We start from the raw sequence: 25,157 nt of genomic DNA on the forward strand, positions 1-25,157 counted from the left end.
AAAAGGCGCACGCCACTAAGGCGTATGAGAGTGCTTCCTGTGCAAGAAGGTGCGCAGGTCCAAAACGTCCTTGGAGTCGAGTGAAACGTAAACGAAGCTCATATTGGTACGCTCTGTCACCATTTCACCAGGATAGGGCAGGTAGCTCAATTCACGCGATCCGAATGAAGGCGAGGCGGTTCCGACCTGCCATTCTGTGGTAAGGCTTACATCGACGAGCTTCAGTGTCGGTCCGCCGCAGGGAGAGTCGAGTTCTAGGGGAACTCCGGCCAAGCGGAGGTAAGACATTTTGTCGGCGGCTTGGATAAAGCCATCGATGAACTGGGTCGCGAGGACCTGAAGCTCGGCTGCCTCATCCTCGGATGGCAGATGGCTGTGCAGATGGTCGTGGCTGTGATTGTGGCCGATATGGCCGTTCACGATGTCATGTGGCATTGGACCAGCGCTTTCCTTGGAATTCTCCGTGCGGGATGGTGACGGGCTTGTCGATATGAGCCTTGTGCTTGCCAAGGTTGCCGGACGCGACGAGGCTTCCCAGCACATCGACGATCACACGAGTACCCATCAGGGCGGTGATGTCGGATGTGTCGTAGGGCGGTGAAACCTCGACCAATTCCATGCCGCAGATGCCTTCTGCCGCGACCTTGGACGCCAGCGCCAGGGCCTCGCGCGGCAGGAACCCACCCGGTTCGGGCCAGCCGGTCCCGGGCACGAACCCGCAGTCGATACTGTCGATGTCGAAGGACATGTAGACCATGTCCACCCCGTCCCACGCCATCTCAAGCGCCATCTCGGCGGTCTTGTCGATGCCCATCTTTTCCATGTCGGACATGGTGATGATGTTGGTCTCGCGTTCGCGCGCGACCTTCACCGCCTCGCGCGGAACCTGCCAGCCGCCGATACCGACCTGCACGAGGTTCTTAGCGGGTACATTGGGCAGGTTGGTCGAATGGAACCACGGAGTTGTGTGCATGCGCTCGTCCAGATCTTTTTCCTGAATGTCCGCGTGCCGGTCGAAATGCACGATACCGATTTTCTTTGACGTGCATTCCGCAATCCCACGCACACAGGGAAACCCAATGGAATGGTCCCCCCCGATCATGATCGGCAGCGACCCGGACGAAAACACGTGGCTGACCGCGCGGCTGATCTGATCGAAGCTCTTTTCAAGATTGGCCGGGATCGTGAACACGTCGCCCGCATCGCAGAGCGTCATCTGTTCGCGAAGGTCGACACCCATCTCGTAATTGTACGGCGTATAAAGCGCGCTGATCTTGCGCAGGCCCTGAGGGCCGAAGCGGGTACCGGGGCGGTAGGTTGTGCCGCCGTCAAACGGGATCCCAAGAACGGTGGCGTCATAGTCTTTCACCTCTGTCACGTCTTCTGCGTAAGGGGCTTTGAGGAAGGTGTTGATCCCGGCGTAATGCGGCAGTTCCCCGCGCGCGAAAGTGGGGATCGACTTGTCCTCGATGCTGTCAGCCCCGGTCAGACCCATGCGCAGCGCCCAGCGACGTTCTTCGTCCCAGCGGCCTTCGGGCAGGTCAGCTTCGGCCTTCATCGACCGCCAGCCTTGCAGCTTGGTCAGGTCAGGATGGTGGAACCGGCGCGCATCATGTCGCTGATCGGCGGGGTGATGGGACCGCGTTCGGTCAGGCGGGGCGAAGTACATGGGTGTCCTCCTCAATACGTTGGAACGGGATGCCGCCATCGCGGGCGTCAAAATCGTAGGTGATGGTCGCGCCATAGGCATTCGGATCGGTGGGATCCCAGCGCGGTTTATCGAAGACGAGAACGCGGTCGCCCAGCTTGAACCCCTCTTCGAGGTCATGCGTGACCATGAACACAGTCATGCGTGTCTCGGCGCGCAACTCGGTCAGGAAGTCGTGCATCGAAAGTCGCGTGCCCGGATCAAGCGCGCCAAACGGTTCGTCCAAGAGCAGGATGCGCGGTTTCGCGGCCAGTGCCTGACCGATGGCAAGGCGTTGTTGCATCCCGCCGGAAAGCGTTGCCGGGTATTGGTCGGCCACATGGTCGAGGCCGATGCGGGCAAGGGTGTCGTCGGCTCGGTCACGCGCGGCTTTCTTGTGCGCCCCCGAGAAAACGCCCCACGTGGTGCGGAAGCTTTCACCGGCAACGATGTTCTCGCGGACGGTCATGTGGGGAAAAACAGAGTATTTCTGGAACACCACGCCCCGGTCGAGGCCCGGCTCCACTGCAGGCGGCGCACCGGCGATGCGGATCTCGCCGCGGGTTGGACGTTCTTGCGCAAGAAGCAGCCGCAGAAAGGTGGATTTGCCACAGCCGGACGCGCCGACGATCGAGATAAATTCACCCTCGTCGACGGTCACGTTAACCCGTTCGAGGATCGGGCGTGCGCCGTAAGACTGGAAGATGTTTTCGGCAGTGACAAAGCTCACAGGCTGGCCTCCGTCCATGGAAACGCCTTGCGAGACAAGGTGCGCAGGGCGAGGTCCATCAGAAAGGCCAGAAGCGTGATCCAGAGCACGTAGGTCAGGATCACATCCATCGCGAGGAAGCGGCGGACGAGGAAGATGCGATAGCCCAGCCCGACCTCCGACGCGATCGCCTCGGCCGCGATCAGAAACAGCCACGCGGGGCCAAGTGACAGGCGGACAGACTGAATGAGACGTGGAAGCAGCTGAGGCAGGACCACGCGCAGCGCGATGACGAGTGACGACGCCCCAAGCGTTTCGGCCTTTACGATCATCTCGCGCGGGATGTCGAGAACGCGCTGGCTCTGGTCCCGAATGAGAAACGGCAGGATACCGACGATAATTAAAACCACCTTGGACAGTTCTCCAAGGCCGAACACGATGAAAAGGATCGGTAGGATGGCCAGCGGCGGGATCATCGACACCACAGCCACGAACCCCGCTAGTGTCGCCCGCACGTGCGGCAGAAGCCCGATCAGAACGCCAAGGATCGTGGCCAGCAGTGCAGAGATGCCGACACCCAGAAACAACCGCATCAGGCTTGCGGCTGTGTCGTGCCAAAGCAGGATACGGTCGGAGCGCCGGTCTGGTTCTGTGAACAGCCGTTCCGCCGTCGCGGCGATGGTAGACGGTGCGGGCAGAAGCTTGTCGGACGGGTTCTCCGCCAGACGGATCTCCGAACCTATCCAGTAAGCGACGAACGTCAGAACAAAAGGCAAAGCCATGAGCGCTGCCTTGAGCGCAACACCCGGCTGGCGATTGATCAGTCTCATCGCTTCCGGCCCGCAGCGCGCCTTTACAACGCCCCGTCAGCCGCCATTTGCATGTAGGTGGTGTCGAACCGGAACTGCACGTTGTTCGGATCTCCGGTGGTGGACCCGTCTGGATAGGCGATCCCGACAAAATCCGCCGACGGCGCTCCTTCTCCAAGGATGCCCTTGTCGAACAGGAATTCGGCCACGCTCACCATCGTTGCCGGCAGGTCCGCACTTTGCGTGAAGGCGACAGCGTCCGCCGGGTCGTAGAACATCTCCGTCGAGTCGAGCTGTGCCTTGTACCCGTCAAGGTCCGTGCCCGAGGCTTCTGCCATCGCCGTCAGGACCGCCTCGTCACCTGCTGCCATGAGCGCCATCACCTCGTACCATGCGCCGACCATCGCCTTGCCAAAATCGGGGTTGGCTTCAAGCGTTTCGGTATTCACGACCATCAGGTCGATGATCTCACCCGGGATGTCAGAGCTGTCGAAGAGTTTCGTGGCGTTCGGGTCTTCGAGGATGGTTGACACGAGCGGGTTCCAGGTGACCACCGCCTCAACATCGTCGGTCTGGAATGCGGCGATCATGTCGGCGTCGGAGGTGTTGATCACACTGGCAAGATCCGCTTCGCGCAGACCGACGCTATCGAGCGCGAGGGCCAGCAGGTAGTGAGATACGGACAACTCCACCAGATTGACCGGCTTGCCTTCGAGGCTTGCCAAATCGCCCTCGCCCTTGAGGATGACCGCATCGTTGCCGTTCGAGAAATCACCGACGATCAGGGCTGTGGTGTCCACGCCCCCGCCAGCCGGAATGGACAGTGTGTCCATGTTCGTTGCCGACACACCATCAAAGGCACCGGCAGTGTATTGGTTGATCGACTCCACATAATCGTTTATCTGAACGATCTCGACATCGATGCCGTATTTCTCGGCCCATTTGTCCATTATGCCGGACTCTTCAAGATAGCCCCACGGCATCCAGCCGACATAGATCGACCACGCGACACGGAAGTCGGTTTTTTCCTGCGCCAAGGCTGGTGTGCTCAGGCTCATCGACAGCGCGGCAGCGCCAATCGCGAAATGACGAAGTGCAGACATGGGATTTCCCCTTCTCGCATCGTTCCGCCATGGACAGGTGTCAGGGCACCCGAGGCGGAACTTGAGAGATCGGACAACCCATTCTGCAGTGCTCTCCCGGGATTTTGCCCCGCCGTGTACCGCGCGGAATTTGCCGCAGCGGCGGCATCTCTCGGACCAGTCCCTCACAACAACGAATGAGGCGGAACCCTAGATGCGCTGCTCGCCCCAGCATGTTTTCAAAGCCATCCGAGTCACGAAAAACCAACCTGCCACACCAGCCGGATCAAGTAAGATGCACAATATTGCACCTGAAATGTGGGTGTCTGGCGTAAAATCAGGCAGGCTTCCCGACTTGGCGTTGGCTGATTTTCTTTTTGCTTTTGCCCTAAAGTCGCGATCCCAAGGTCGCGTGTTCTAATCCTGCAGTCTGTTTCTCGTGAACTGCCTTGGATGACACCCCGTTATTCGCAGCCGAGTGTGCTGAAGAGGGAAGATGTATTTGTCCTAGAAGCGTTTAATAAGGTATTTTTTCGAACTATCGTGTATGCCATTCATCTATGGTTTGAGCCTGATTGCCTGATTGCTCTGATCTGGCTTGAGAAATCGACCTAGCTCCAAGACGCTTTTACAGGTGCGTCGAACGCATTTTGCCTATCGCAAAGAACTCGCCCATGCCGCAACGATTTGCGGAACTGCATCAGTGCCGACCAAGGCGATGCATTGGCGATTGTCGATGACACTGAAGAGCAGCGACTGCCCGTTCGGCCCAAATCGATCCAATATGCGCATGTTTATGTTTTGGTCCGACGCCAGAAAGCGGGCATGTTCGTCTTCGAAAGACTGCCAATCAGGGCCAAGAACCTCTTGCAACTGCACGATCGCGGTATCGTCGCCGGTGACTGTTTCGATCTCACCGTCGGTCAGGGCGATCAGCGTCGTTGCATGCGGCGCGACGTGCTCAAGAAAGTGATCCATGGGAGCGGCGACTCGCGGCGCAGGATCGGCGTTCCAGTGATCGGAGAGCACTTGGATTCCGACGCCAGATCCAGTTTTCTCGGGCGCGCCCTGAACGAGGCGGCGTTCGATCTTTAGGATACCGTCTTTTTCAACCAAGGCCTTCAGCACCTCACCGAGACGCGTGATGGTCTCTGGCTCCTCACTGCGGAGGGGTACGTTCAGCACCTCTGTTGGCGCGTTCAGGTCGTCGGAGGCAGCAACCAGCTTATGCACCCGTTTCCCGCTGATCCGCAGGGTCGCGGAAATATCTCCGACAGAGAAAACGGCGTCTCGTTCAAGCATCGTGTCGTCGATGCCCTGCAGGAGACGTGCGAGGCTGTCCGGTTCGCCGGAGCGACCGAGGTGCAACGCTTTGCCGTCGAACGTGTCCTGCGACGTCAACGCATTTAGCTTGCGGGCCAGCGTGTCCTTGTCAGTCATGCATCAGTCTCCCGACGCGATCTGGGCGAGGCAGCGTTGAGCGGCCGGCACAAGTCGTGCGACGTCGGATGTCAGGTTACACAGGCCAATCAACCCATCGGTCGAGGTGTCTCCGTCCCTGAGAAAGATGCGGAAGCCGGACTGCGTTCCGACCACCGCGACACCTCCGCCGTCGAGCAGCAGCGTCGCTTCCGCACAAAGCGTGTTCAGGCTGTCCTGAGTTTCGCGGGTCGTTGTGTTCGTGGCGAGGACAAGATTGGTCGACAAATCGGCATATGCGAGCGTCTCGCACCCGTCGAATGTCTCACAGACAGCATCCAGTGCCTGTCGAACCATGCCTTACATACCCCATTGTTGCCCTTCTTCTTCAGTAAGGCATTCGAAATGACAACAAAAGTCCCATCGAGAACAATAGACGAGGCTGTGCAGGTCAGTCTTCTGCGGGAACCGGCGATTCCTGGAAGATCGACCGAAGTCTGGACGCTTTCGTCGATATCGCGCGGGCGGCGGATTCGAGCGTGGGCGACGACGTTTCCATGAAACCTCCTGACTTCATACGCCTGCCCGGACCGGGCCGGGGAGACGGGCTCCCTTTGGGGCGCACGCGACGCGGAACGATACGCTTGGGCTGGGCAGTATCTTCGGATTGGCCTGTCACCTCTTGTGACGCGACTTCCGTCTCATGATCCTGGGTGGCTTCATCGGCTGGGCTGTACTCTTCCTCGAGCTCAACCGGCATCGCAGGTTTCAAATCGCGAACGCTTGTCACATCTGGTCTTGGTGCGGGAAGCGTTGCGTGGCTCGCGAAAACGCTCTGTTCGGTATCGGCGGTCGTCTCTGACAGCGTTTCGATCAGTTGCAGCAGATGCTCCAGAAACGCGATGCCGCCGCTTGCTTCGAACGCAGCATAATCATCCCCGGCGGCAAGGGCCGACGTCAAGGAGATTGGGAAGGTGGCCGCGAACAAGCCTTCCGTTTCCTTTGCAAGACGCGCCAAAACGCGTTGTCCGTCCCGCTCTGTCGTGAGCTTGTCGAACTTCGTCACCAGAAGGATCGAGTTCGCACGAACAGCCTCGGGGATGGTGTTCCAGACCGAAGCTTCGGATTGCCGCCAGGCTTGTGTCGCGTGGGTGCACCAAACGATGGCATCAACTTCGTCCAGCATCCGCTCCCATACTTGGGACGCCATGTTGGGATCGGAGATGCCCGGAAAATCGATGAGATCACAAAGGTTCAGGATTTCCGCCTCGAAAAATAGGCGGATCACCCGTGTGGTATCCACCGGGATCTCATCCAACCTGTCCAACGACACTGGTTCTTCGGTGCCATCGACATCGACACGGTACGGATCGCCCGTGCCCATGGACATCCACACCGGAGACAGACGCGTCGCCGTCACTTTCTGGGGGAGCGGCCGTGCGCCCAAAAGAAGGTTTGAAAGTGTGCTTTTGCCCGCGCTGAATTCGCCCATCAAAGCAATACGTGGTTTGCGGTTTACCGGTGTCATTCCTGGTCTCCAGGCTGGGTTACTTCAGTGATGGCAACCGGTCGCGTAGGGCGCGCCGGACGCTTGGGACGACTATCCTCTTCTTCGAGCACGAGGTCGTCGACGGCGAATTCCTCGAATAGGATTTCGAACAGTGCGTCACGTTCCTGTTGTTCCGTGATTCCGAAGAGGTTGTTCAACTCATCCCGTGAAATGAGCGACTTCTGACTGACGTCCGTAAGAATGCTGCGCTGCTCGGCCAGAAACTCGGTCAGTTCCGCGATGGCAATCTTGCGAATATCTTCGGTCTGGGTGACCTTCATATCCGTGATCATCGGCGCGGTTTCTGCCTCGATCAGCTTGTGGAACTCGTCCGCGTAAGACCGATACCCTTTGCGGCGCTGCCACCAACCAGACCACCACGAGGTCTGCATATCCAGGGCAATGGTCTGACCCAATGTGGCTGGCGGCGGGAAGGACGGTGCTTCCGGCGGTGTGACCTTGAAGCCGTCCAATGTGACCGAAAGCATGTTCTGGTAGGTTTCCGTGATCGATGCAGACCCGGTTGAAAACACTTCCCGCGTTGCCTTTTCCGCCTTGCGGCTCAGCATGTGGTAGCTGGACCGCAGCAGGACGCGCAGACCATCAGGTGAATACTGCCAAAGCTCTTCCTGACCTTTGCGTTCTAGGTGGTGCAACAGCGACTCCACCGCACGATCGAGGAACCGCTTGTGCGCCTGATCGACACGTTGCTCGTAGCTTTGGAACAGCTCATTGAGCTTGCGGTCGAGTTCCGAAATCAAACGCTCTTCGTTCTGTTCAAGTGTTTGCGCCAGCGTATCGGAGTCCATCATTTCGAGCTCCGTATCGTCTAGCCGAAGCGAGACCACCGAGCACGATGCCTGAAGACCCTGAAGGTGGTTGAGTGCCCGGCGACGAACGGAGCTTAGAATTTCCCTGCCCTCGCCCGCGACGACGCGATCGCCGATCTCGGTAAACAGCTGTGGTATTCCGGACATCTCCCAAACGCCCGCAGCGCTTTGCGGCGCGTCAGGCTGTCCAAGACCGCCAGCATAGTCTTCCAGTGCTGCGGCGCTGTCTGGAACAATGTGATCGACTTCATCTTTCAGGGCCATGTTTCCCCAATACGCGGATCCGAAAAGAACCTTCAGATTTGCGGGGCCATTGTGCTCTGCCAGAGTCCGGTGAATGGATTCCTCGATTTCCTGAACTTCCGTTGCCGGGTTCGCCAATTCGTCAATGCGGTTGACGAAGATGATCACTTCTCGGGACTTCACGTTCGCGATCAATCGGATCAACCCGAGATCGACCGAGTTCAGAGCCTGCGTCGCAGAAAGGACGACCACGCATATACGGCTGCTGCGCAACGCGTTGATTGTCACCTGTTCGCGCATCATGAACGTGTCGTTCACGCCGGGCGTGTCTCGGATACACATCGGGATCGGAATGCCCGGTGCATTAAGGAACAAATCCGCCGATTTCGTGATGTCGGCGAATTGGCCCTGGGGATCGTGCATTTCGGGATCGCCGAAATCGTCCCCCATGCAGACGTACCGTTGGACCAGCGCGTCATCAAGGTATTTGTAATTGTGCGTCTGGCCAAGCAATAGCTCGAACTTCCGGCCCAGTCTGGCTTTCGACTTCTCGCGCATTTCCAGAACCTGCTCACGCACTTTCTGGGTCTCTTCATCGGCGCCTGCACGGCTGGACAGTTCACCAAGCCGTCCGCCTTTTTCGACAAGGTGTTCCCACTCGTCCTGGTCGAAGAACTGGAAGGATGCCCGTGGATCGTCGTCTTTCAACGGCGTGTTCAGATGCAGAGACGTGACCACAGAAGTCCACGGGTTCACATCGGCAGGAAGAAGATCAGGCATCCCGACCATCGCGTTGACCAGAGAGGTTTTGCCCGACTTGATCTGACCGATCATCGTGATCGAAGGTTTGAAATCCTTGAGAGAGCGGATGAGCTTTTCAGCCTTTTTCGCGACCTCGGCACCGCCAAAGCTTTTGAGATCCTCAATAGAATGCTGGACGTCGAAAAGATCGTCCTTGAGCTCAAGGAGACTGCCCATACCACGTTGCGAGAAACCGCGCTTGATCCCCTGGCGCGTCCCGGAAAGATCGGCGGCCACGGGTTCACTTGCTTCGACGCGAATGCATTCCGCTCTCATGCTGTCCTCCTTTGTTTACTCGTCAGGTTTCGGCGGCGACGTGCCGCCCGTTCAGTGGCTACTCGGTCAAGGCTTCGAGGCTGCGGGGCATTGGGTTCTTCATACTGGTCAACATCGACACACTCCGCGAACTCACGCGGCGAGTTCGGCCTGCAACTCCTGTTTCAGTTGGATCATCAGGCTCAGCGCATCGAGCGCGACATCATCGCCCTTCTCAAGCTGGATGAGTTGAACCAGATCGGCAGCACCGTTCGCCAATTCGCAGGTGCGCTGCATGGCGGTGTCGTTCGCAACGGCGGCCTCGGCGAGGTATTCGGCAATCCATGTCACGGTGTCGACTGAAACCTCGACAACATCATTGTCGGTGATCTGGTTGCTTGCCAGCCTATCGGCAAGCGCCGCTCCCTCGGCGACAAGCTGGTCTACGACCTGTGCACACGCTGCTCGCGCCGCGGGGCCCATAGACGTCTGCGGATCGGGAACATTGCTGCTGGAAGAGTGCGTTGCCACCGGGGTCGGCGCTTCAATTGGCGTCGCCACCGCTTCGTTTGTGGTTGCCGTGGATACTGGCTCCACGCGTTCGATGTGGCGTTGCGCAACGCGGGTCGGATCAAAATCTACCTGGCGCAGGAATACATCAGCCGCGTCAGACGCCGCGCGCTGGCCGTTTTCCACTTCGCGCAGGATCGCTGATATCAGAGCCATGCCGCCGGAGGCGCGCAGCGCCTCTTTGTCGACGGTCCCATCCGGCTTTCGTGCGTCGACGGCTGCGACTGCGTCGATCGGAAGGGCCTGGAAGAAAAGCTCTTCTCCGATCTTCCTTGCGTGGTCGATGCGACTTGCATGTGATGCAGTTTCGGCCTTGGTCACCATCAAGAACGAATGATCCAGTAGCCGGTCTGGCAAGAGTGCCCAGAGCTGCTGGTCCAGCGGAGTTGGATTCGTAGTGCACCAGAGCGCGATATCTGACCGCTTGGCTGCCCACGCGACCGCGCGCTGCTGTTCGGTGGGGTCGTCTCCGGCAACCACTTCCATCAAAGAGAGTTTGCTCAGCGCAGGCAGAGGCATCGACACGTCGACGAACGCGGGTTGAAAGTGCGAAATGGCGTCGAAGTCGGCGTGGTTCAACGTTTCGACGCTTCCGTCAGCAAGGGTGCACTTCGCGCTGGGTGCCTCGCCGTACTGCATCTTCAGCGTTGGCAACCGTACTCCTTCAGGGATCACGCGTGATCCCAAAAGAAGATTCAACAACGTAGACTTGCCCGACCCGGGAAGACCAAGGACCGAAAGGCGAAGCACAGATTGCATGCGCGCGAGAATGTCCTGACCTTGCGCCACAAGAGCATCGGACAACTGTCCGGACTCGAGCGCTTCGATCAGGTTTCTCTGGCTTTCCTGTGCTATGCCCTCAGCCGACATCACTTGCCTCCAGCTACGACTTTAAGGACGTTTTCCTCACCGCCGGATTTTGCCGAAACGATCTGATCAGTTGGGCCGCTTACTGTGTTGGCCACCTCGTCAGTCTTCTTTGCAGTGTCCAAGCTGACCACACGCGTTACCTTGGCCCCGTGGTCCGTAACCGCGTCGACAGGTTTTGGCGCAATCACCCGTTCCATCGGTGTGTTGTGGTTCAGCTTGATCACCGCAAGGGACACGTTGTCCTGATCCGGATCTGCCAGGGCTTCGATGGCTTCGAGCAGGTAGCCTGCAATCTCTGCGCTGCTGCGACGGCGGTAGCGCTGTAGGATTTTCTGGATCTTGGCCTCTTCGAGATACTGCAAACCATCGCTCGAAACGACCACAATGTCGCCGACCCTCAGCTCGAATGGCGTCCGTGGGCAATCTGTCCGCGCGACATTCTCGCCGATCAGAACCGACGTCAGACAGTTGCGATCCGGGTGGTTTTTCGCCGCTTCCTCGTCGATCAAGCCCTGCTTCGCCATGAAGTCGATTTGAGGCGCCATGGAATGATCTTCGTTAAGCTGCTGCAGTTTCCCGGAGCGAAGGTGGTAGAGCGGGCTGTCGCCGATCGACAACCAGAACATCCGGTTTTCGACCAGAATGAGCGAGACAAGTGTCGCGCCCATACCGCGAGTCTTCGGATTCGACCGGATGTAGTCGCGTACCGATGAATTCGCGTCAGAGGCGGCCTTTCCCATCAGGTCGGGAATATGCCGCTCTTGCTGAACGAAGTTCGCGCTTTGGAACTTCAATTCACTGAAGACTTCCGTCACGATGAGCTTGGAGGCTACATCGCCGGCTGCGTGTCCGCCCATTCCATCGGCAAGAACAACGACACCGGTGTCCGTTCCAAACGGAAAGTCGGTGACGATCGCGTCTTCCTGATAGTCGCGACCGCCGAGGCAAATCGCTGACGCCACATCGAATCTTGGTTTAGGCGATCGCCACATCATCGTTCTCCTCAGAATTGTCGTTGTCAGACCAGTTGAAGCTCTCCGAGCACAGGGGAACGAAGTACAATACAGTCTCGCCGATCTTGATCTTGTCGCCCGCCTTGAGCGTCTCGTTCGAGATGACCGGCTGCCCGTTCAAACGGACTATGTTTTTCTTGCCGCCGTGACCGAGCATGAAACTGTGCGTTTCGGTGTCGTAGACGACTGCCGCGTGATTGCTGCGCGAGATGGAGTTGTCGCCGAAATCAAGCTGGATCGCCTGGTCTTCTCCGCGTCCGATTTGCGACATACCTGCCTCGAGCGTGAAACACTCACCGCGCCCGGGACCTTCGGCCACCAGAATCCAGCCGACCGGAAAGCGCGTGCGCTCTGCAGCTTTTGCTTTCGGCGCTTCGTCAAACAGGGAAACCACATCGGACGCGCTGCTATCGAACCCGAGCACTCGCGTCTGGTTGCGACGACGCCTATTTGCAGAAGCAGACGGCGCAGGCATAGCCATTGGCTCTGTCTCGTTCTCGTCTTCGATGTCCCATATGTTCACCGCAGGCTTCGGCGCGTCCTCTGCGACCATTGCACGGGCTTTGGCGAGAACGCCGTCGCTGTCACCTGTGGAAGTGGTTGTCTCTTCGGATTTCTGCGCCTTCGGCAGTTCGTCGACAACTTTGATTTTCGCTGTGCGATGCACCTCGGATGTGTGGTCAACGGCCGGCTGTGTATCTGCTTCGGTGCGTCCAGCCACCTTGTCAAAGGCAGGGGCGTCATCTGACGCAGTTGCTGCCGACTTGGATTTGCGGGACATCATGTCTCTGATAAATTTCATGGATCTGCCTTTCTTCTCGCTCACTTCGTCGGAATTACATGCCTTCGGCATGGGTCATCGACACGACCCACATTTGCCCGTCACGCGTCACTGCGAAGCTGAGTTGTTCGGTGCCTTGTGCCAATTCGCGGGACAGGATGCGGCGCAAGCTGTCTTGATCCCCGATCTTTTCCGAAGTCGGCACATAGGCGACGATCTCATCACCAACCTGCAACTCGCTCTCGGCGCTCGGTACCGCCTTCACGGTCGTTCGCGGCTCACCGTCAATCAGACGGGTTTGAAAGACCGTGCCATTTGGAAGTGCCGTGTCATGCAGAACGGGAACTGTCCAATCATGTGTCGACGTCGTGGTTTCATCGGCGGAGAGCACCGTGAATTCCAAAGCGATGCTTTCTTGACCCGCCTGTGCGATACCTTCGGCTAGGGTGTCGATATCGGAGATCTGAGAAACCGCGACACCGTTGACTTCGAGGACACGCGCACCGGGACGAACCCAAACCGGGGACACGATTGCGGCCTCGCGGATGACATTTGATCCGTCTTCTCCAACGAACGGCAGATCGACGCGGAACGTTGTCTGCACAGAGGTATTGAGCTCGTCAGCGGAAATCGGAGCATCTTCAACTGCAATTGCTGCCGTCTCTGTCTCAATGGTCGCTGCGGTGCTTTCCGACGACGCGATCTCTACCGAAGGTTCCGGCGTGACTTGTTCCAACGCAGCCTGGCGCTGGCTTTCGTCCAGGGGATCGAGAACAGGAGCTGTTTCGCCACCCGTCGCCGGAGGGATCACCAGTGCATCCGCAACGACAATGTCAAGCGGCGCGATGGGTGTGATGGCCGACAACGGCGTTTCCGTTGTCTCTTCAATTTGGGTCAACTGCGGCACGTCGACAAATTCGACCGTCGGCGCAACGCGTGAGAGCTCGACGGGTTGTTGCTCGACCAAGGTTTCCGCAACAACGCTGTCTGTTGCCGCGTCCGTGACCGTGTTGTCCTCGGGTGCGTTCAGAGTGCCACCCGCAGCCGGAATATCGGCGGCAGCGCTTTCGATCTGAGCCTCTTCCTCCGGCTGTGCAACCGTCACGACGTCTTCTGTCTGCGCGATGACGGTCTCTTGCACAGGCGTTTCAGAAACAGCGGCAAGCTGAGGTGTTTCCGTGACACTGGCGACTTCCGGGTTGGACCCGTCTGCGACCTCTGTCTCAACCGTTGCAGCAGGTGCTGCAGTCCGCACCTCGGAAACCGAGGGTGCATCACCCGGCATGGAAAGTTGCCCTGTTACTGCCAGCCCGCCTACTGCGAGGATAGCAATGACGGCCACGGAGCCCATCAGAGGAACCAGCTTTGAACGTTTCTCCGACTCGGCGGTCGCTGCGGCTGCAGAGGAGATCGGGACCTGCTGTGTGACGACACGCGACTTGCGACGGCCACCTTCCATGATGTCGAGCCATTCCTCGGCGGACTGAACACGATCCTTGGGCAGAATTCCCAGTGATTTGTCGATGGCGGCAAGAAACTTGTTTTCGAACCCTTTGATACGGCCAACCAGCGGCTCGTACGGGTCCGCGTCACCGGCGGCGATTGCGGCCAGACGGGCCTGACTGTTGGGCGGGATTTCTCCGCTGATCAGGTGATAGAATGTGGCACCAAGAGCATAGAGATCGCTGGACGGGGATTGGGCGCTCCCCTGAACGTAGAATTCCTGTGGGGAATACCCGTCCTTGACGACCCGCATCGCTGAAAGAATACGGCTCTTCTTGGTTGCTTCTTCACGTGCCGCACCGAAATCAATCAGAACCGGGCGCAAATCAGCGTCGAGCAGGATGTTATCGGGCGAGATATCGCGATGCAGAATGTCCTGGTCGTGGATGAACTGCACGGCGCCAAGCACATCCTTCAGGATGCCCTTGATCTGCGCGGCGTTGAGGCCGTGGTTCGGGTCTTCGAGCGTATCGAGAAGATCGCGCCCTTCGACGAAATCAAGGACCATGTAGGCCGTTTCATTGTCTTCGAAAACCTGGTGCACGCCCACGATGTTTGGATGGTTGAGCTTTGCGAGGCTGCGGGCTTCTTGGACGAAGAGCTGGACGACAGAGCGCAGCTCTTGCGAGTGAGCGCGCGACCGCGCTTTCACAATCGTACGGGAGCGGTTGCAGAACGAAGACGGAAAACACTCCTTGATGACGACTTTTCTATCCAGGCTATCGGAGGCCAGATAGGTAATTCCAAAGCCACCTGAATTCAAAAACTTGACGATTCGATATTGCCCCTGAAGCAATTCAGTTCCCGGAGCAAGCTCATCGAGATAACTCTCGTGACCTTCGTACTCTTTCTGCTTCGCATTACCCATTTTCATCTCTTTTCAAGAAGTATTCAGTTGACCGCTCACATTGCGTAACCATGATTCAATTAAAATGAGAACACGACAAAACATTGTCATTGTTCAGGTGTTTCTGCGACAGCAAGAGAAAAGTGTTGAGATGGTTGCGTGAGAATAGCAGCCAAACGCCATCGGTCGGCAAGGTCAGTTGAGCAGTGGATAGATCAATGGTGGGTCGCTTCCAAACTATTGAATTAGAGATCAAAAGACGGAAAATTTCCTAGAAGAGCGGCTTTGAGATTTGGCAACTCTGCCAAACTCGAGCTTAGAGGTAAGTTCAAACTCTCAGTTGCAAAAGACTTAGAGGATCGGCCTCACCAATTATGGCAATACCTTGTCAAATATTCTTGGCCATTCGCCTCTAGGCAAAATTGGCTTGCATTGAAATTGTAAAAGTGTCGATGGTATTTCGAAAATCATATTTGTAATGATTTCGCACAGAATTGCGCCGGGGAAACCCGGCGCAATTTCATTCGCATCACGTCAATGCTTTGAAAAAATTGTGTACTTGTGTGTGATATCTTCCAGCTCGTACATTTCACTTGCCATGTGCTGAAAAATTTCAACTTGCGTATCTCGTTCCATTGCTCCGGTTTCGAGAAGGGTATCGAACGTCGGGCGCATCTTTTGCCAGTCACTCAAAACGCCATTAAGGGCTGTCTCGATCTCTTCGGTTGGCGCCGGCGCGATCCCGACTTCTGGCATGCCGTTGATGAGGGCATTCAGGGACACTTCGTAAAGCTCCATTGACTGCTTCAACTCGGCTCGAACATCTTCGGACTGGTTGCCGGAGAAGATCTTGCAGGCATTCTTGGCAATCATCTGAGTCATCGTCGCCTGGCGCCCGACGATCTCGAGCGTCAGCACATCGGACTGCATCAGGACGGCTGGGTCCGAATACTGCCCTTCCATTTCGCTCACGAGCTTGTTGGTCATTTCGAAAAGCGGCATGTTTCCACTTTTAATGACACTGACCGCAGCATCGTCATCGTGCTTTGAGAGCAAGGTGTCGGTGGCCGTCGCGATCGGGCCCCAAGCCGTGCGGATATCCTCGAGTTGAACGATGGTTTTCCGACGCTCTTCACCGCCGATGATCCCAAGCTCTTCGTTTCCGTTCAGAAGAGCGTCAATGTGCTTGTCAAAACCGGCGCGTGCTTCGGTCATGAGCTTGCTGCTCAGGGTTTGGTCGATGTCGTTGTACAGAAAACAAGCGGCAGCGGCGACTTCCTGAGTGTAGGTACGAAGCATCTCTGCAGACTCTATACGTTCTGCGCTCCCCGTATCTTCGGCAAAGGTGGCAGCGGCATCGATGAGCTCTGCCTCACCGTCAAGCCCGAGTGGTGCGGCGCTGGTTTCGGCAAAGGCCGGGGCTGTTATGCCCGTGGCACATGCCGCAGCAATAAGTAGGTGGTGGTGTTTCATTTCAGTGGTCCAATTCGTGTTGGAGACAAGTAGGGTGACATCAGCAAACGGCGCTTAGTCGTACTTGTGCTTTGAATAGAGCGCGTAATCGTGCGTGATCTTTTTCAGCTGGTACATCTTGTCATTCATGCGGTTGAACAGTGCGGTCTGTTCGTCACCAGCCAAAGCGCCGCTGGCGAGAAGCGTGTCGACCAGTGTGCGCGTCTCCGCCCAATCGCTGATCACACCTGACAGACCGTCGATGATCTCGGGCGTCGGCGCTGCTTTCAGACCCGCTTCGGGCATGCCGTGGAGAAGAGCGTTCAAAGACGTCTCGAATATCTCGATTGCGCCGGTCAGTTCCTGGGTCGACGTTTCGACCTCTTCACCGTTCCACACCTTGCAGGCGTTTTTGGCGATCTTCTGCGTGTACATCCCCTGGCGGCCAACAATGTCGAGCATGAGCGCGTCGACTTGCAGCAGTTCTGCCGGATTGGAGTATTCGCCGGAAATCACGCTGACGAGATAGTTCGTCTTCTCATATAGCAGTTTGCTGTTTGCCTTGACCACTCCAACAGCGTCGGCATCGTTCGCGTCTTCCAGCAAAGCCGCAAGTGCTTCCGACACCGGGGTCCAGATCGCCCGAAGGCTCTCCAATTCGGCGATGGTTTTGCGGCGAGTCTCTGCACCGATGATGTTCATCGAAGGATTGCCGTTCAGGAGCGCGTCCAGGTTTCTTTCGAAGATGTCGCGCGACTCGATAACCAGGCGGCGGCTTTCTTCGGGCTCTATACCGCTGAAGAGGTAACACGCGGCGGAAGAGGCTTCCTGCGAGACAATGCGAAGTTCATCCGCGGCTTCGACACGCTCGGCGGCGCCGATGTCGTCGACCAGTTGCGCGAGGATGATTTCTGCCGAGCCTTCAGTGTTGTCGCTCGCGCGGACTTCCGCGGTTGAGAACAGAGCGCCGACGAAAGTGACTGCTGTCAGCTTGTTTTTGACCACTTTTGAAAGGTCGAAAGAAGGGCTTTTTTCTGCTGCTAGGGACATTGGTTTTCTCATGGTTTTGCCGTGAAGCGGGCGCGTTTGATCATGCCGCTCGCGGCCTTGCTGAATTCGAATGCGAAAAAGTGGGGGACCGGCGCCGTTATTAGACGCCGGTCGGCACCCTAGCCCTGCATACCGGCTTCGATCCACACCTCGACGCGGCGGTTGATCGAGCGGCCCTTTTCGGTCGCGTTACAAGCAGCCGGTGCAACTTCGCCAAAGCCGGCGGCTTCGATTTCCACGTGAGCGATGCGATCACCTGCCGTTTCGCGCAACGTATCTGCAACGGCGGCTGCACGGTTTTTGGACAGCGCGCGGTTGCTGTCGAACGCACCCACGTCATCGGTAAAGCCAACGAATACGATTTTCGTACCTTCCGGCTGATCTTCGAGGAAGTCGACCAAGCGCTGCATGTCGATCACACCGCGTTCGTCCAGACGTGAAGAGCCGGTGCGGAAGCGGAATGTTGTGGACAGGCGATCGTAGTCCACCATCTGGCCCAGCATTTCACGCATCACGCCAGCTTCGTAAGCGTCGGCATTTGGATCGAGAAGCATGCGTGCACGCTGGCCTTCCATGCTCTGCGGACGACGCTTGATGCCAAGGTCGATAAATCCGGCTTTTGCGATAACACCATCCGCATCTTCGGACAGCGCATACTTCAGGAAGTCGTCGGCCAACTGGTTGTTGGTGTCGGCACGGTTGTAGAAGTAAAGACGGCGCTCGAGCGGGTATTCTTCCGTCTTGGCCGAGAACGCGTCAGGCTCGGAAACGATGCCACAGGCGTTCACGAGGCTCATCGGTTTTGCACCACGCTGGAACGCGTAAGGCACGAACCCGATAGCCGCCGGATTTTCGTTTACCAGCGCCGCCATTTCGTTGTTGCTTGCGGCAATGATCTCGGATTCCGAGTGGACCACTTCAAGGTCCTCAAAAATTGATGCCTCGAAGGTTGCGCGTGCGCCTGAATCCTTTGCGCGGCTGATCACCTGGATTGGCATGTCTTCACCGCCAAGCTCGCTCCAGTTCGAAATGCGGCCAGCATAGATTTCGCGCATCTGTTCCATCGTGATCTGGCTCACGGGATTGGACGGGTGTGTGATGACAACGACGCTGTCGACCGCGATGATGTGCTCTTGGTTCGGGTCGATCATGTTCCCGGCACCTTCGGCTTTCAGGGCACGGGCTTCATCCGGAACGATGCGACGCGATGCCATGCCGATCTGTGCCTCGCCGCTCATCAGAGCAGAGAACGCATCATCAGTGGATGTGGCCGTCACGAGGTAGCTGCCGATCTCATCGCCGAAGCCGCCATCGCTGATGAAATCTGCCAGAAGCTGACCTTCCTGCGCGGTCTCAACGATTGATGCTTCCGCATCAAGGTAGGAGGCATAGCCGGACAGAAGCAGCGGCATCAGGCCGACGCCCATCGCGTCCGACCCGGCAAACTGGAGATCGGCGCTTTCAGTATCAAAGGTCGGGCACGCATCGCCTTCACAACGGACACGCGCCGCGGAGATCCGCAACTCACCAAGTGCGGTGCGGATCACGTAGTAGTCATCGGTGAATTCGACGAATTCGCCTGTGAGGTTGACGGTGCCGTCAGCGGATTTCAGGGCAACTTCGCCGGCAGATGCGACGGTCGGTACCAGCGATGCCGAGGCGAGAAGGGCTGCACTCTGGGCAGAGCGCTTCAAGCGGGACATGAGATTGGACATTTTGAACTCCATTGGATGTGCGCGATGCGCAAGGTCTTAAGGGGGGTGGGGGGAAGGTGAGGTGTTGGACTAGAGGATACGTCGCCATTCCTCCGCAGATCGGACACGATCTTTCGGGAGAAGTGACAAGGCGCAATCGAGGGCGTTGCAAAACGCCGTATCGAATTCATCCGTCAGTTTGCTGAGCGGGACGTAGGGGTCGGGTTTGCCGCCCAGATGCGCTGACATGCGGGAACGGCAATCAGCGGGCAGTTCGCCGGTGATGAGATGATAAAAGGTGGCGGCAAGTGCATAGAAATCACCCGCCGGGTCGTGCTTGCTGCCCGACACGAAGAATTCGAGAGGGGTATATGCGCTCTTCGCGTTCGGCAATTCCGCGGGTGAGGCCGCGATACGCGCCAATGTTTTGAGCGTCGCGCCAAAGTCGATCAGCACGGGTTCGTTCGCCCCAGTGACAATGATGTTTTCCGGCGCAATGTCGCGATGCAAAAGCCCGGCCTCATGCACCTTGCCAAGTGCGGCCAGGGTTTTCCTGAGCAGGTCGCGGACCTCATCCGGATCGGGCCGTGCATGGCTCTGTTCGATCACCTCGAGAAGATCATACCCATCGATGAATTCGAGCACGACATACGCGGTCGCGTTCTCTTCGAAGATACGCTCGACGGCCGCAATATTGCGATGCTGTACCTTCGCAATGGATCGCGCGTCCTGAAGGAAGACACATAGCGTGGCATCGAGGATGGCGGCGGAGGCTTCATCGTTCGGAACAACGGTCAAGCCGTCCCGACCACAGAATGAGCGCGGATAACATTCCTTGATGATCACAACCCGATCACGCGCGTCGGTGGCCAGGTATGTGATGCCGAAGCCGCCCCAGCTCAACAGCTCTGTGATGGCGTACTCGCCGTCGAGAAGTATGCAGCCGGGCGCCAAGGTTTCGCTTGGGCATTCCATGGCTTGCCGTTCTAGCAAGGCAACAGACATATCCATTTCCTCATAAATCGAGAGTTGTTTCTCGTTAATTGAGAGAATGGCGAACAATGAGGCAAAAGCAGGGAGCCAAACCGGCATCCTTAAGGAGAAAGCACGGTCACGCTCGCCACATTCTGCGCTCAACGCTACTAAATAGATGTATTTCAGATACTTAAAATCTCGGCCAACCCAGGCCGACGGATCTCGAAAAACTAGAAATGCATCAAAAATTTGAGGGTGGAGCATGGTCTAGTGGCAAAAACATCACCTCGATTTCCGCGAATCTCGGATTTTTAGCAGCCAACCGTCATTATTCTTCAAATCCGATTGGACCGATCACATAGTACGGGTTGCGCATGACGGTCGTTTCGTTAACTCGCGAATGAGGCACAGACTACCGACCTGCCGAATAAAAGAGTGAGGATATGGCCCAAGCATACTCAGACACCGTGCACGCAGACGTTTATGCCTTTCTTGGCCGTCGCTTGCGCGAACTGCGCACCGCGCGGGGCCTGACACAGGCAGAGGTCGCAAGAACGATCAATGTCAGCCCGCAACAGTACCAGAAGTACGAAGACGCACAGAGCAAGTGTAACCTGACCTACCTGATCGCTCTCGCGGACTTCTATGGCGTGCACGTCAATTCGATCCTCCCCGTAGATCAACCCGATCGCAACACCGCAGACACGTCGTCGGATTTGCCGAAAGAGGCAGACATGCTGGCACGGCTTGTCAGCTCTTTCGTCCGACTGACCGACACAGATGAAAAGCTGCGCCTCGTGCAGCTTGTTGAAGCCATCGTCTCAGCCCACGAGAAGTAAGTATGAGTTCCCCTGAGCAAACCTTCGAAGATTTCGTAGACGAAAACCTTGAGACCGAGCTTGGTCAAAATGCCAAGTCAAATTCAGCCGTGATCTGCCTCGCCGCACCCGGCAACGTTGTCATCTACGCCTCGGACGCGTTTGAGGCGCACACCGGCTATGCACCCAGCGAAGCGCTGGGCCGCAACATGAATTTCCTGCAAGGCCCGGACACCGAACCGGACGCCGTCGCCCAATTCCGACATCTCATCGAAACCGGGACATCCGGGACGGTAACAATCACCAATTACCGGAAAGATGGAACAAGCTTCCTCCACGAATGCGAATTCCGCCCTGTCAGGAACGAAGAAGGAGTGGTCACTCACTTCGTGACGATTCAGCGCCCACTATAAGGTGCCGCGCATATGATACGTGCCGCCGACGCTTGAGTTGCCAATTGTTTTGGGCAACGGGCAATGGTTATGAATTCTTCAAGGACAGAAGTTTTTCCGACCCGCGTTTCGGTTAGATCAGGCTTTCAATTTTGCTCTGGGAACAGTGCTTGGTAACGCTGGCGCCAGTGAATGGCTTTGCGCCAGTCCCCGAACGAGTCTTCTCTTAGCGAGTCCCACGAGTTTTGTTGCGCCGCGGCCCAGGCTAATGCGAGGTTGCAAGACACCGCTGGTTTAAGACCTTTGTCCAAGCCTTCCAGGATCGGCCCTAGGGTCGCCATACCGGTTCCAAGCATCAGAACCGCGTCCGCCTCGGTGTCGGACAACTCCTGATAGGACGCAAAGACCCCTGAACCTGCCATTGCATAGATCGGGTGGAACGCGGCGCTTTCCAATGCTGGACCGGCCTTGGCCACCACATCAAAGCCAAAGCTTTCCCAATAGGGGATGCATGGCTTGTTCAGGGTCTCGGGATACGGGGTCAGCAACGCAATCCGCTTGGCCTTCATCGCGCGCAATGCGGCAACCGTGGCAAGCGCGGCTGTCAGAAACGGCACGCCAAAGCGCGATTGCATCTCGCCCACGATCTCGGCCTCGCGGTCCGCGCCGATGAGATAGGATGCCCCGGTGCAAGCCGCTGCGATACAGGTGACGGGCGCATTGGCGAAACGCTTTGCCGTTTCCTCAAACCGCGTGGTGTAATCGACCAGGCGTTCCTCGATGGTCGGTCGCGTCGACACCAACCGGGCGTTGATCAGGGACTGCCCCGGCGGCAGCAACGCCCACAGTTCCGGCTCGACCGTCGTGTTCGCCTGCGGTGTGAGCACACCCCAAAGACCAGCCCGACCGTATTCCACCCCCATTACAGCCAGCCCATCACACCAGGCAGCCAGAGGCTGAGCGCCGGAAAGAGGATCAGCACGATCAACCGCACGAGATCGGCCAGAAGGAACGGCGTCACTCCGCGAAAGATGGTCCGCAATGGCAGATCACGCGCCATACCGTGTAGCACAAACACGTTGATCCCGATGGGCGGCGTGATCATGCCCAGTTCGATCACCACGATATTGACGACGCCCCACCAGATCGGGTCATAGCCAAGCCCGATCACCAGCGGGTACACGAACGGCAATGTCAGAACCATCGCGGCAATCGTGTCGAAGATCGAGCCGAGGATCAGGAAAAACACCATCAAAAGCGCAATAACAGCAAGCGGCGGCAGACCCATCGCTTCGATCCAGGCCACGATGGCGGCGGGCAAACCAGAGAGCGTGGCGAAATAGGAAAAGACAGAGGCGCCGATGATGATCACGAAGATGAGACCGGTATTCGACGCCGTGTCGCCAAGGCTCGCAAGAAAGCTTTTGCCGGTCAGGCGGCGGCGCACCAGTGAGATGATCAACGCCATCGACGCGCCGACCGCTGCGGCTTCTGTGACCGTGAAGATGCCGGAATAGATGCCGCCCGAGACAGAGACCGCCAGCAAAACGACGGCCCAGCTGTTCCGGGTTTCCCTGCGGCGCTGGCCCCAGCTCAACCGCTCTCCACGCGGCGCGGTTTCGGGATACAGCCGCACGACCACGGCGATGGCGACAAAGTAGAAAACCACCGCCAGCAGCCCGGGCACCACAGCCGCGAGGAACAGGGTGATGATCGAGTTTTCGGTGAGGATTGCATAGAGGATCATCACGACCGAGGGCGGAACGATCATCCCCAGCGTGCCGCCTGATGCAATAGCGCCTGCCGCAAGCGACCGTGCATAGCCACGTTCTATCATCTGTGGCAGCGCAATCCGCGCCATGGTCGCAGCCGTCGCCACCGACGAGCCGCAGATCGCACCGAACCCGGCGCAGGCTCCGATGGTGGCAAAGATCAAACCACCTCTGCGGTGGCCGAGAAACGCATAGGCCAGACGGTAAAGCTCGTCCGACAATCCCCCTGCATGGGCGAGGTTGCCCATCAGCAAGAAGAGCGCGATCACCGCCAACCCTTCGGCGGACATGGCGGATGACGGTTCTGTGGCCAGAAGGGTCAGCGCAGGTTCGAACCCGATGATCAGACCGGTGCCAACCACACCGACGACACCCATCGCGATGCCCACGGGAACCTGCAGAACGATCAGAACGAACATCGCCGCCAGACCCAGAAGCCCGGTCGTCAAGGGATCGGCGACCATCAGCTGCTCCCGCCCAAAGTCTCAAGCTCGGCCTGCGACAGACCTTCATGGCCGGCAGAACTGCCAAACACCGCAGCCCTAAGCCAGCTGAGAAAAACATAAAGTTGCACCGGCACACAGGTTGCCATGATAGCCGTTGTGACCCACCACCAAGGCCCCAAAGGAATACCGATGGTGCGCGTGGTTCGGCCTGCATCAAAGTATTTGCCGGTCAGTTTGACGAACTGCCACGCGAGAATGGCAAAAAAGACAAGCACGACAAAGGCCGCGAACGTCTCTAGCCAGGCGTTCAGCCGGCCACCGCCGACTTTGCCAAAGACACGAACCGTGACGTTGGTCTGACGCAGCAGGCCAGCCGGAAAGCAACTGGCGATCACGAGGGGATACACCACTTCGCCGTAATCCTTGAGCCCGTGAATGCGCGGCGCGTTCAGGTAGCGCGCCCCGCCGTCGTAGAAAATGAGGAACGCCACGGCCACCAGCCCGGCAAAGCCGATCAGGGCCACCGCCTGTGTGATGCGGTCAAGTTGCCGGGCCGTGGCAGTGGGCGTCATCACATGGACCCGCGCAACTCGGTCAATGCCGCAACGGCCGCATCGTAGACGGCCTGCCCGTTCGGTGTTGCTTCGATCCAGGCCTGATGAACTCCCTGCGCCGCCTCAGTCCACTGCGCCAGTTGCTCTTCGGAATACTCAACGATCTCGATCCGGCCTTCGTCCACAACACCGGCACGGATCTCTTCACCGACAGCTGTGTAAGCGCCTCCGCCCATCTCGGCCATCGCCATGCCTCCGTGCATCATGATCTTGTCCTGCGCCTCTGCCGGAAGGGCGTCCCATTTGGACTGGTTCATAAGCAGCAGGAACGGGATCGCACCCGCGGGGACCGCGTGTGCCTGATCGACCAGCGGCAAGGACTTGAACGTCCGCATCCCGGTCCAACCCTGCACAGCGCCGTCCAGCGTGCCCCGGTTAAGCGCTTCGTTCATTTCGGCGGAACTGAGCGTTTCGGACGCCGCGCCAAGGCTTTCCAGCCAAGAGGCGTGAATGCCGCCCACTGCGCGGATTTTCATGTTCCCAAGTCCGGACAGATCGTCGACCTTGGTCTTCATGAAAAGCGCGTTCGGCTCGGCGGCAAAGAAACCGATGACATGCACGCCATCAAAGCCGGTCAAAAGACCCTGTTCGTGCAGCTTCCAGCCGACGATGCTGGCTTCTTCAGCGGTGCGGAACAGGAAGGGCAATTCGAACACACCCATTTCCGGAAACTGCCCGGCTGTGTACGAAGGCAAGACCCAGCTGACATCCATCACCCCATTCTGCACCAGTTCAAACTGTTTGAAAGGCGACTTGCCTAGCGTACCGCCCCAAAACCCCTGCAGTTGGACACTGTCGGTTTCGGCGCTGACGGCCTCCATCCAGGGTTTGATGACGCGGGCAACGCCCACCGATTGTTCCGGCACGAATGTACCGATTTTCACAAGCTCCTGGGCGGTTGCCGGTAGCCCCGCGAGTGTAACCGCCGCAGCGGCCAGTAGTGTCTTGAAATGCTTCATCGCATGCTCCTTGTCGG

General features: G+C 57.8%; 23 protein-coding genes and 1 riboswitch. Of the genes, 2 read left to right on the top strand and 21 right to left on the bottom strand.

Translation table 11 applies throughout. From position 1 onward, the window contains the following. Positions 1 to 15: 15 nt before the first annotated feature. The 17 genes from BUA42_RS00215 to BUA42_RS00295 form a co-directional block, all read right to left on the bottom strand. A complete protein-coding gene (locus BUA42_RS00215; protein WP_072775710.1) occupies positions 16 to 435 on the bottom strand; it encodes a hypothetical protein in 420 nt (139 codons plus the stop codon). Continuing rightward, on the bottom strand, positions 425 to 1,669 hold the full coding sequence (locus tag BUA42_RS00220) for an agmatinase family protein (RefSeq protein ID WP_072775711.1): 1,245 nt from the start codon (positions 1,667 to 1,669) through the stop codon (positions 425 to 427). The genes BUA42_RS00215 and BUA42_RS00220 overlap by 11 nt, the downstream gene beginning before the upstream one ends. Continuing rightward, a complete protein-coding gene (locus tag BUA42_RS00225; protein ID WP_072776655.1) occupies positions 1,650 to 2,417 on the bottom strand; it encodes an ABC transporter ATP-binding protein in 768 nt (255 codons plus the stop codon). Before BUA42_RS00225 ends, BUA42_RS00220 begins: the two co-directional genes overlap by 20 nt. Further along, positions 2,414 to 3,226: an ABC transporter permease gene (locus BUA42_RS00230; protein WP_072775712.1), complete on the bottom strand. Its 813-nt coding sequence runs from the start codon at positions 3,224 to 3,226 to the stop codon at positions 2,414 to 2,416. Before BUA42_RS00230 ends, BUA42_RS00225 begins: the two co-directional genes overlap by 4 nt. Before the next feature lie 23 nt (positions 3,227 to 3,249). Continuing rightward, the gene (locus BUA42_RS00235; RefSeq protein WP_072775713.1) at positions 3,250 to 4,308 is read right to left on the bottom strand and encodes a putative urea ABC transporter substrate-binding protein; all 1,059 of its coding nucleotides are present in this window, start codon (positions 4,306 to 4,308) and stop codon (positions 3,250 to 3,252) included. 91 nt (positions 4,309 to 4,399) lie between these two features. Then, positions 4,400 to 4,512, bottom strand: a riboswitch (guanidine-I (ykkC/yxkD leader). Positions 4,513 to 4,941: 429 nt separating this feature from the next. Further along, complete coding sequence (locus BUA42_RS00240) at positions 4,942 to 5,727, bottom strand: hypothetical protein (protein WP_072775714.1); 786 nt, start codon at positions 5,725 to 5,727, stop codon at positions 4,942 to 4,944. A gap of 3 nt (positions 5,728 to 5,730) precedes the next feature. Continuing rightward, positions 5,731 to 6,063 (bottom strand): hypothetical protein, encoded by a 333-nt coding sequence (locus BUA42_RS00245; RefSeq protein WP_072775715.1) that lies wholly within the window; start codon positions 6,061 to 6,063, stop codon positions 5,731 to 5,733. A gap of 94 nt (positions 6,064 to 6,157) precedes the next feature. Continuing rightward, the gene (locus tag BUA42_RS00250) at positions 6,158 to 7,234 is read right to left on the bottom strand and encodes a dynamin family protein (RefSeq protein ID WP_084066047.1); all 1,077 of its coding nucleotides are present in this window, start codon (positions 7,232 to 7,234) and stop codon (positions 6,158 to 6,160) included. Continuing rightward, positions 7,231 to 9,405 (bottom strand): dynamin family protein, encoded by a 2,175-nt coding sequence (locus BUA42_RS00255; protein ID WP_072775717.1) that lies wholly within the window; start codon positions 9,403 to 9,405, stop codon positions 7,231 to 7,233. The genes BUA42_RS00250 and BUA42_RS00255 overlap by 4 nt, the downstream gene beginning before the upstream one ends. 132 nt (positions 9,406 to 9,537) lie before the next feature. Then, entirely contained in the window at positions 9,538 to 10,824 is a 1,287-nt protein-coding gene (locus BUA42_RS00260; RefSeq protein ID WP_072775718.1) for a GTPase, read from the bottom strand. Further along, positions 10,824 to 11,816: a PP2C family protein-serine/threonine phosphatase gene (locus tag BUA42_RS00265; protein WP_084066048.1), complete on the bottom strand. Its 993-nt coding sequence runs from the start codon at positions 11,814 to 11,816 to the stop codon at positions 10,824 to 10,826. The genes BUA42_RS00260 and BUA42_RS00265 overlap by 1 nt, the downstream gene beginning before the upstream one ends. Further along, positions 11,800 to 12,639 (bottom strand): FHA domain-containing protein, encoded by an 840-nt coding sequence (locus tag BUA42_RS00270; protein ID WP_072775719.1) that lies wholly within the window; start codon positions 12,637 to 12,639, stop codon positions 11,800 to 11,802. Before BUA42_RS00270 ends, BUA42_RS00265 begins: the two co-directional genes overlap by 17 nt. 34 nt (positions 12,640 to 12,673) lie before the next feature. Then, entirely contained in the window at positions 12,674 to 14,989 is a 2,316-nt protein-coding gene (locus tag BUA42_RS00275) for a serine/threonine-protein kinase (protein WP_072775720.1), read from the bottom strand. Positions 14,990 to 15,502: 513 nt separating this feature from the next. Continuing rightward, on the bottom strand, positions 15,503 to 16,441 hold the full coding sequence (locus BUA42_RS00280) for a type IV pili methyl-accepting chemotaxis transducer N-terminal domain-containing protein (RefSeq protein WP_072775721.1): 939 nt from the start codon (positions 16,439 to 16,441) through the stop codon (positions 15,503 to 15,505). A gap of 54 nt (positions 16,442 to 16,495) precedes the next feature. Further along, positions 16,496 to 17,470, bottom strand: a complete 975-nt coding sequence (locus BUA42_RS00285; protein ID WP_072775722.1) for a type IV pili methyl-accepting chemotaxis transducer N-terminal domain-containing protein — start codon at positions 17,468 to 17,470, stop codon at positions 16,496 to 16,498. Between the two features lie 119 nt (positions 17,471 to 17,589). Then, entirely contained in the window at positions 17,590 to 19,185 is a 1,596-nt protein-coding gene (locus tag BUA42_RS00290; protein WP_178346812.1) for a phosphate ABC transporter substrate-binding/OmpA family protein, read from the bottom strand. A 69-nt stretch (positions 19,186 to 19,254) separates the two neighbouring features. Further along, positions 19,255 to 20,403 (bottom strand): serine/threonine protein kinase, encoded by a 1,149-nt coding sequence (locus tag BUA42_RS00295; protein WP_084066050.1) that lies wholly within the window; start codon positions 20,401 to 20,403, stop codon positions 19,255 to 19,257. Between the two features lie 179 nt (positions 20,404 to 20,582). On the opposite strand from BUA42_RS00295, the gene BUA42_RS00300 reads away from it, so the two are divergent. Beyond that, positions 20,583 to 20,978, top strand: coding sequence for a helix-turn-helix transcriptional regulator (locus tag BUA42_RS00300; RefSeq protein WP_072775725.1), 396 nt, complete (start codon positions 20,583 to 20,585; stop codon positions 20,976 to 20,978). A gap of 2 nt (positions 20,979 to 20,980) precedes the next feature. Further along, a complete protein-coding gene (locus BUA42_RS00305) occupies positions 20,981 to 21,370 on the top strand; it encodes a PAS domain-containing protein (protein WP_072775726.1) in 390 nt (129 codons plus the stop codon). 125 nt (positions 21,371 to 21,495) lie between these two features. Here the strand turns inward: BUA42_RS00305 and BUA42_RS00310 are convergent, their stop codons facing one another. From BUA42_RS00310 to BUA42_RS00325, 4 genes are read right to left on the bottom strand one after another with little or no spacing between them, the layout of a single operon-like run. After that, the gene (locus BUA42_RS00310; protein WP_072775727.1) at positions 21,496 to 22,272 is read right to left on the bottom strand and encodes a maleate cis-trans isomerase family protein; all 777 of its coding nucleotides are present in this window, start codon (positions 22,270 to 22,272) and stop codon (positions 21,496 to 21,498) included. Then, positions 22,272 to 23,585 carry a TRAP transporter large permease gene (locus tag BUA42_RS00315; protein WP_072775728.1) on the bottom strand — a complete coding sequence of 438 codons (1,314 nt, stop codon included), beginning with the start codon at positions 23,583 to 23,585 and terminating at the stop codon, positions 22,272 to 22,274. Before BUA42_RS00315 ends, BUA42_RS00310 begins: the two co-directional genes overlap by 1 nt. After that, positions 23,585 to 24,139, bottom strand: a complete 555-nt coding sequence (locus BUA42_RS00320) for a TRAP transporter small permease (protein WP_072775729.1) — start codon at positions 24,137 to 24,139, stop codon at positions 23,585 to 23,587. Before BUA42_RS00320 ends, BUA42_RS00315 begins: the two co-directional genes overlap by 1 nt. Further along, a complete protein-coding gene (locus tag BUA42_RS00325; protein ID WP_072775730.1) occupies positions 24,139 to 25,140 on the bottom strand; it encodes a TRAP transporter substrate-binding protein in 1,002 nt (333 codons plus the stop codon). The genes BUA42_RS00320 and BUA42_RS00325 overlap by 1 nt, the downstream gene beginning before the upstream one ends. Between the last annotated feature and the right edge of the window lie 17 nt (positions 25,141 to 25,157).

The sequence above is a fragment of the Marivita hallyeonensis genome (assembly GCF_900129875.1).
Taxonomy (GTDB): Bacteria; Pseudomonadota; Alphaproteobacteria; order Rhodobacterales; family Rhodobacteraceae; genus Marivita; species Marivita hallyeonensis.

Coding starts and splice junctions, on each gene's coding strand:
- BUA42_RS00215 (WP_072775710.1), bottom strand. CDS start 435: ATGCCACATGACATCGTGAACGGCCATATCGGCCACAATCACAGCCAC.
- BUA42_RS00220 (WP_072775711.1), bottom strand. CDS start 1,669: ATGTACTTCGCCCCGCCTGACCGAACGCGGTCCCATCACCCCGCCGAT.
- BUA42_RS00230 (WP_072775712.1), bottom strand. CDS start 3,226: ATGAGACTGATCAATCGCCAGCCGGGTGTTGCGCTCAAGGCAGCGCTC.
- BUA42_RS00235 (WP_072775713.1), bottom strand. CDS start 4,308: ATGTCTGCACTTCGTCATTTCGCGATTGGCGCTGCCGCGCTGTCGATG.
- BUA42_RS00240 (WP_072775714.1), bottom strand. CDS start 5,727: ATGACTGACAAGGACACGCTGGCCCGCAAGCTAAATGCGTTGACGTCG.
- BUA42_RS00245 (WP_072775715.1), bottom strand. CDS start 6,063: ATGGTTCGACAGGCACTGGATGCTGTCTGTGAGACATTCGACGGGTGC.
- BUA42_RS00250 (WP_084066047.1), bottom strand. CDS start 7,234: ATGACACCGGTAAACCGCAAACCACGTATTGCTTTGATGGGCGAATTC.
- BUA42_RS00255 (WP_072775717.1), bottom strand. CDS start 9,405: ATGAGAGCGGAATGCATTCGCGTCGAAGCAAGTGAACCCGTGGCCGCC.
- BUA42_RS00260 (WP_072775718.1), bottom strand. CDS start 10,824: ATGTCGGCTGAGGGCATAGCACAGGAAAGCCAGAGAAACCTGATCGAA.
- BUA42_RS00265 (WP_084066048.1), bottom strand. CDS start 11,816: ATGTGGCGATCGCCTAAACCAAGATTCGATGTGGCGTCAGCGATTTGC.
- BUA42_RS00270 (WP_072775719.1), bottom strand. CDS start 12,639: ATGAAATTTATCAGAGACATGATGTCCCGCAAATCCAAGTCGGCAGCA.
- BUA42_RS00275 (WP_072775720.1), bottom strand. CDS start 14,989: ATGGGTAATGCGAAGCAGAAAGAGTACGAAGGTCACGAGAGTTATCTC.
- BUA42_RS00280 (WP_072775721.1), bottom strand. CDS start 16,441: ATGAAACACCACCACCTACTTATTGCTGCGGCATGTGCCACGGGCATA.
- BUA42_RS00285 (WP_072775722.1), bottom strand. CDS start 17,470: ATGTCCCTAGCAGCAGAAAAAAGCCCTTCTTTCGACCTTTCAAAAGTG.
- BUA42_RS00290 (WP_178346812.1), bottom strand. CDS start 19,185: ATGTCCAATCTCATGTCCCGCTTGAAGCGCTCTGCCCAGAGTGCAGCC.
- BUA42_RS00295 (WP_084066050.1), bottom strand. CDS start 20,403: ATGCTCCACCCTCAAATTTTTGATGCATTTCTAGTTTTTCGAGATCCG.
- BUA42_RS00300 (WP_072775725.1), top strand. CDS start 20,583: ATGGCCCAAGCATACTCAGACACCGTGCACGCAGACGTTTATGCCTTT.
- BUA42_RS00305 (WP_072775726.1), top strand. CDS start 20,981: ATGAGTTCCCCTGAGCAAACCTTCGAAGATTTCGTAGACGAAAACCTT.
- BUA42_RS00310 (WP_072775727.1), bottom strand. CDS start 22,272: ATGGGGGTGGAATACGGTCGGGCTGGTCTTTGGGGTGTGCTCACACCG.
- BUA42_RS00315 (WP_072775728.1), bottom strand. CDS start 23,585: ATGGTCGCCGATCCCTTGACGACCGGGCTTCTGGGTCTGGCGGCGATG.
- BUA42_RS00320 (WP_072775729.1), bottom strand. CDS start 24,139: ATGACGCCCACTGCCACGGCCCGGCAACTTGACCGCATCACACAGGCG.
- BUA42_RS00325 (WP_072775730.1), bottom strand. CDS start 25,140: ATGAAGCATTTCAAGACACTACTGGCCGCTGCGGCGGTTACACTCGCG.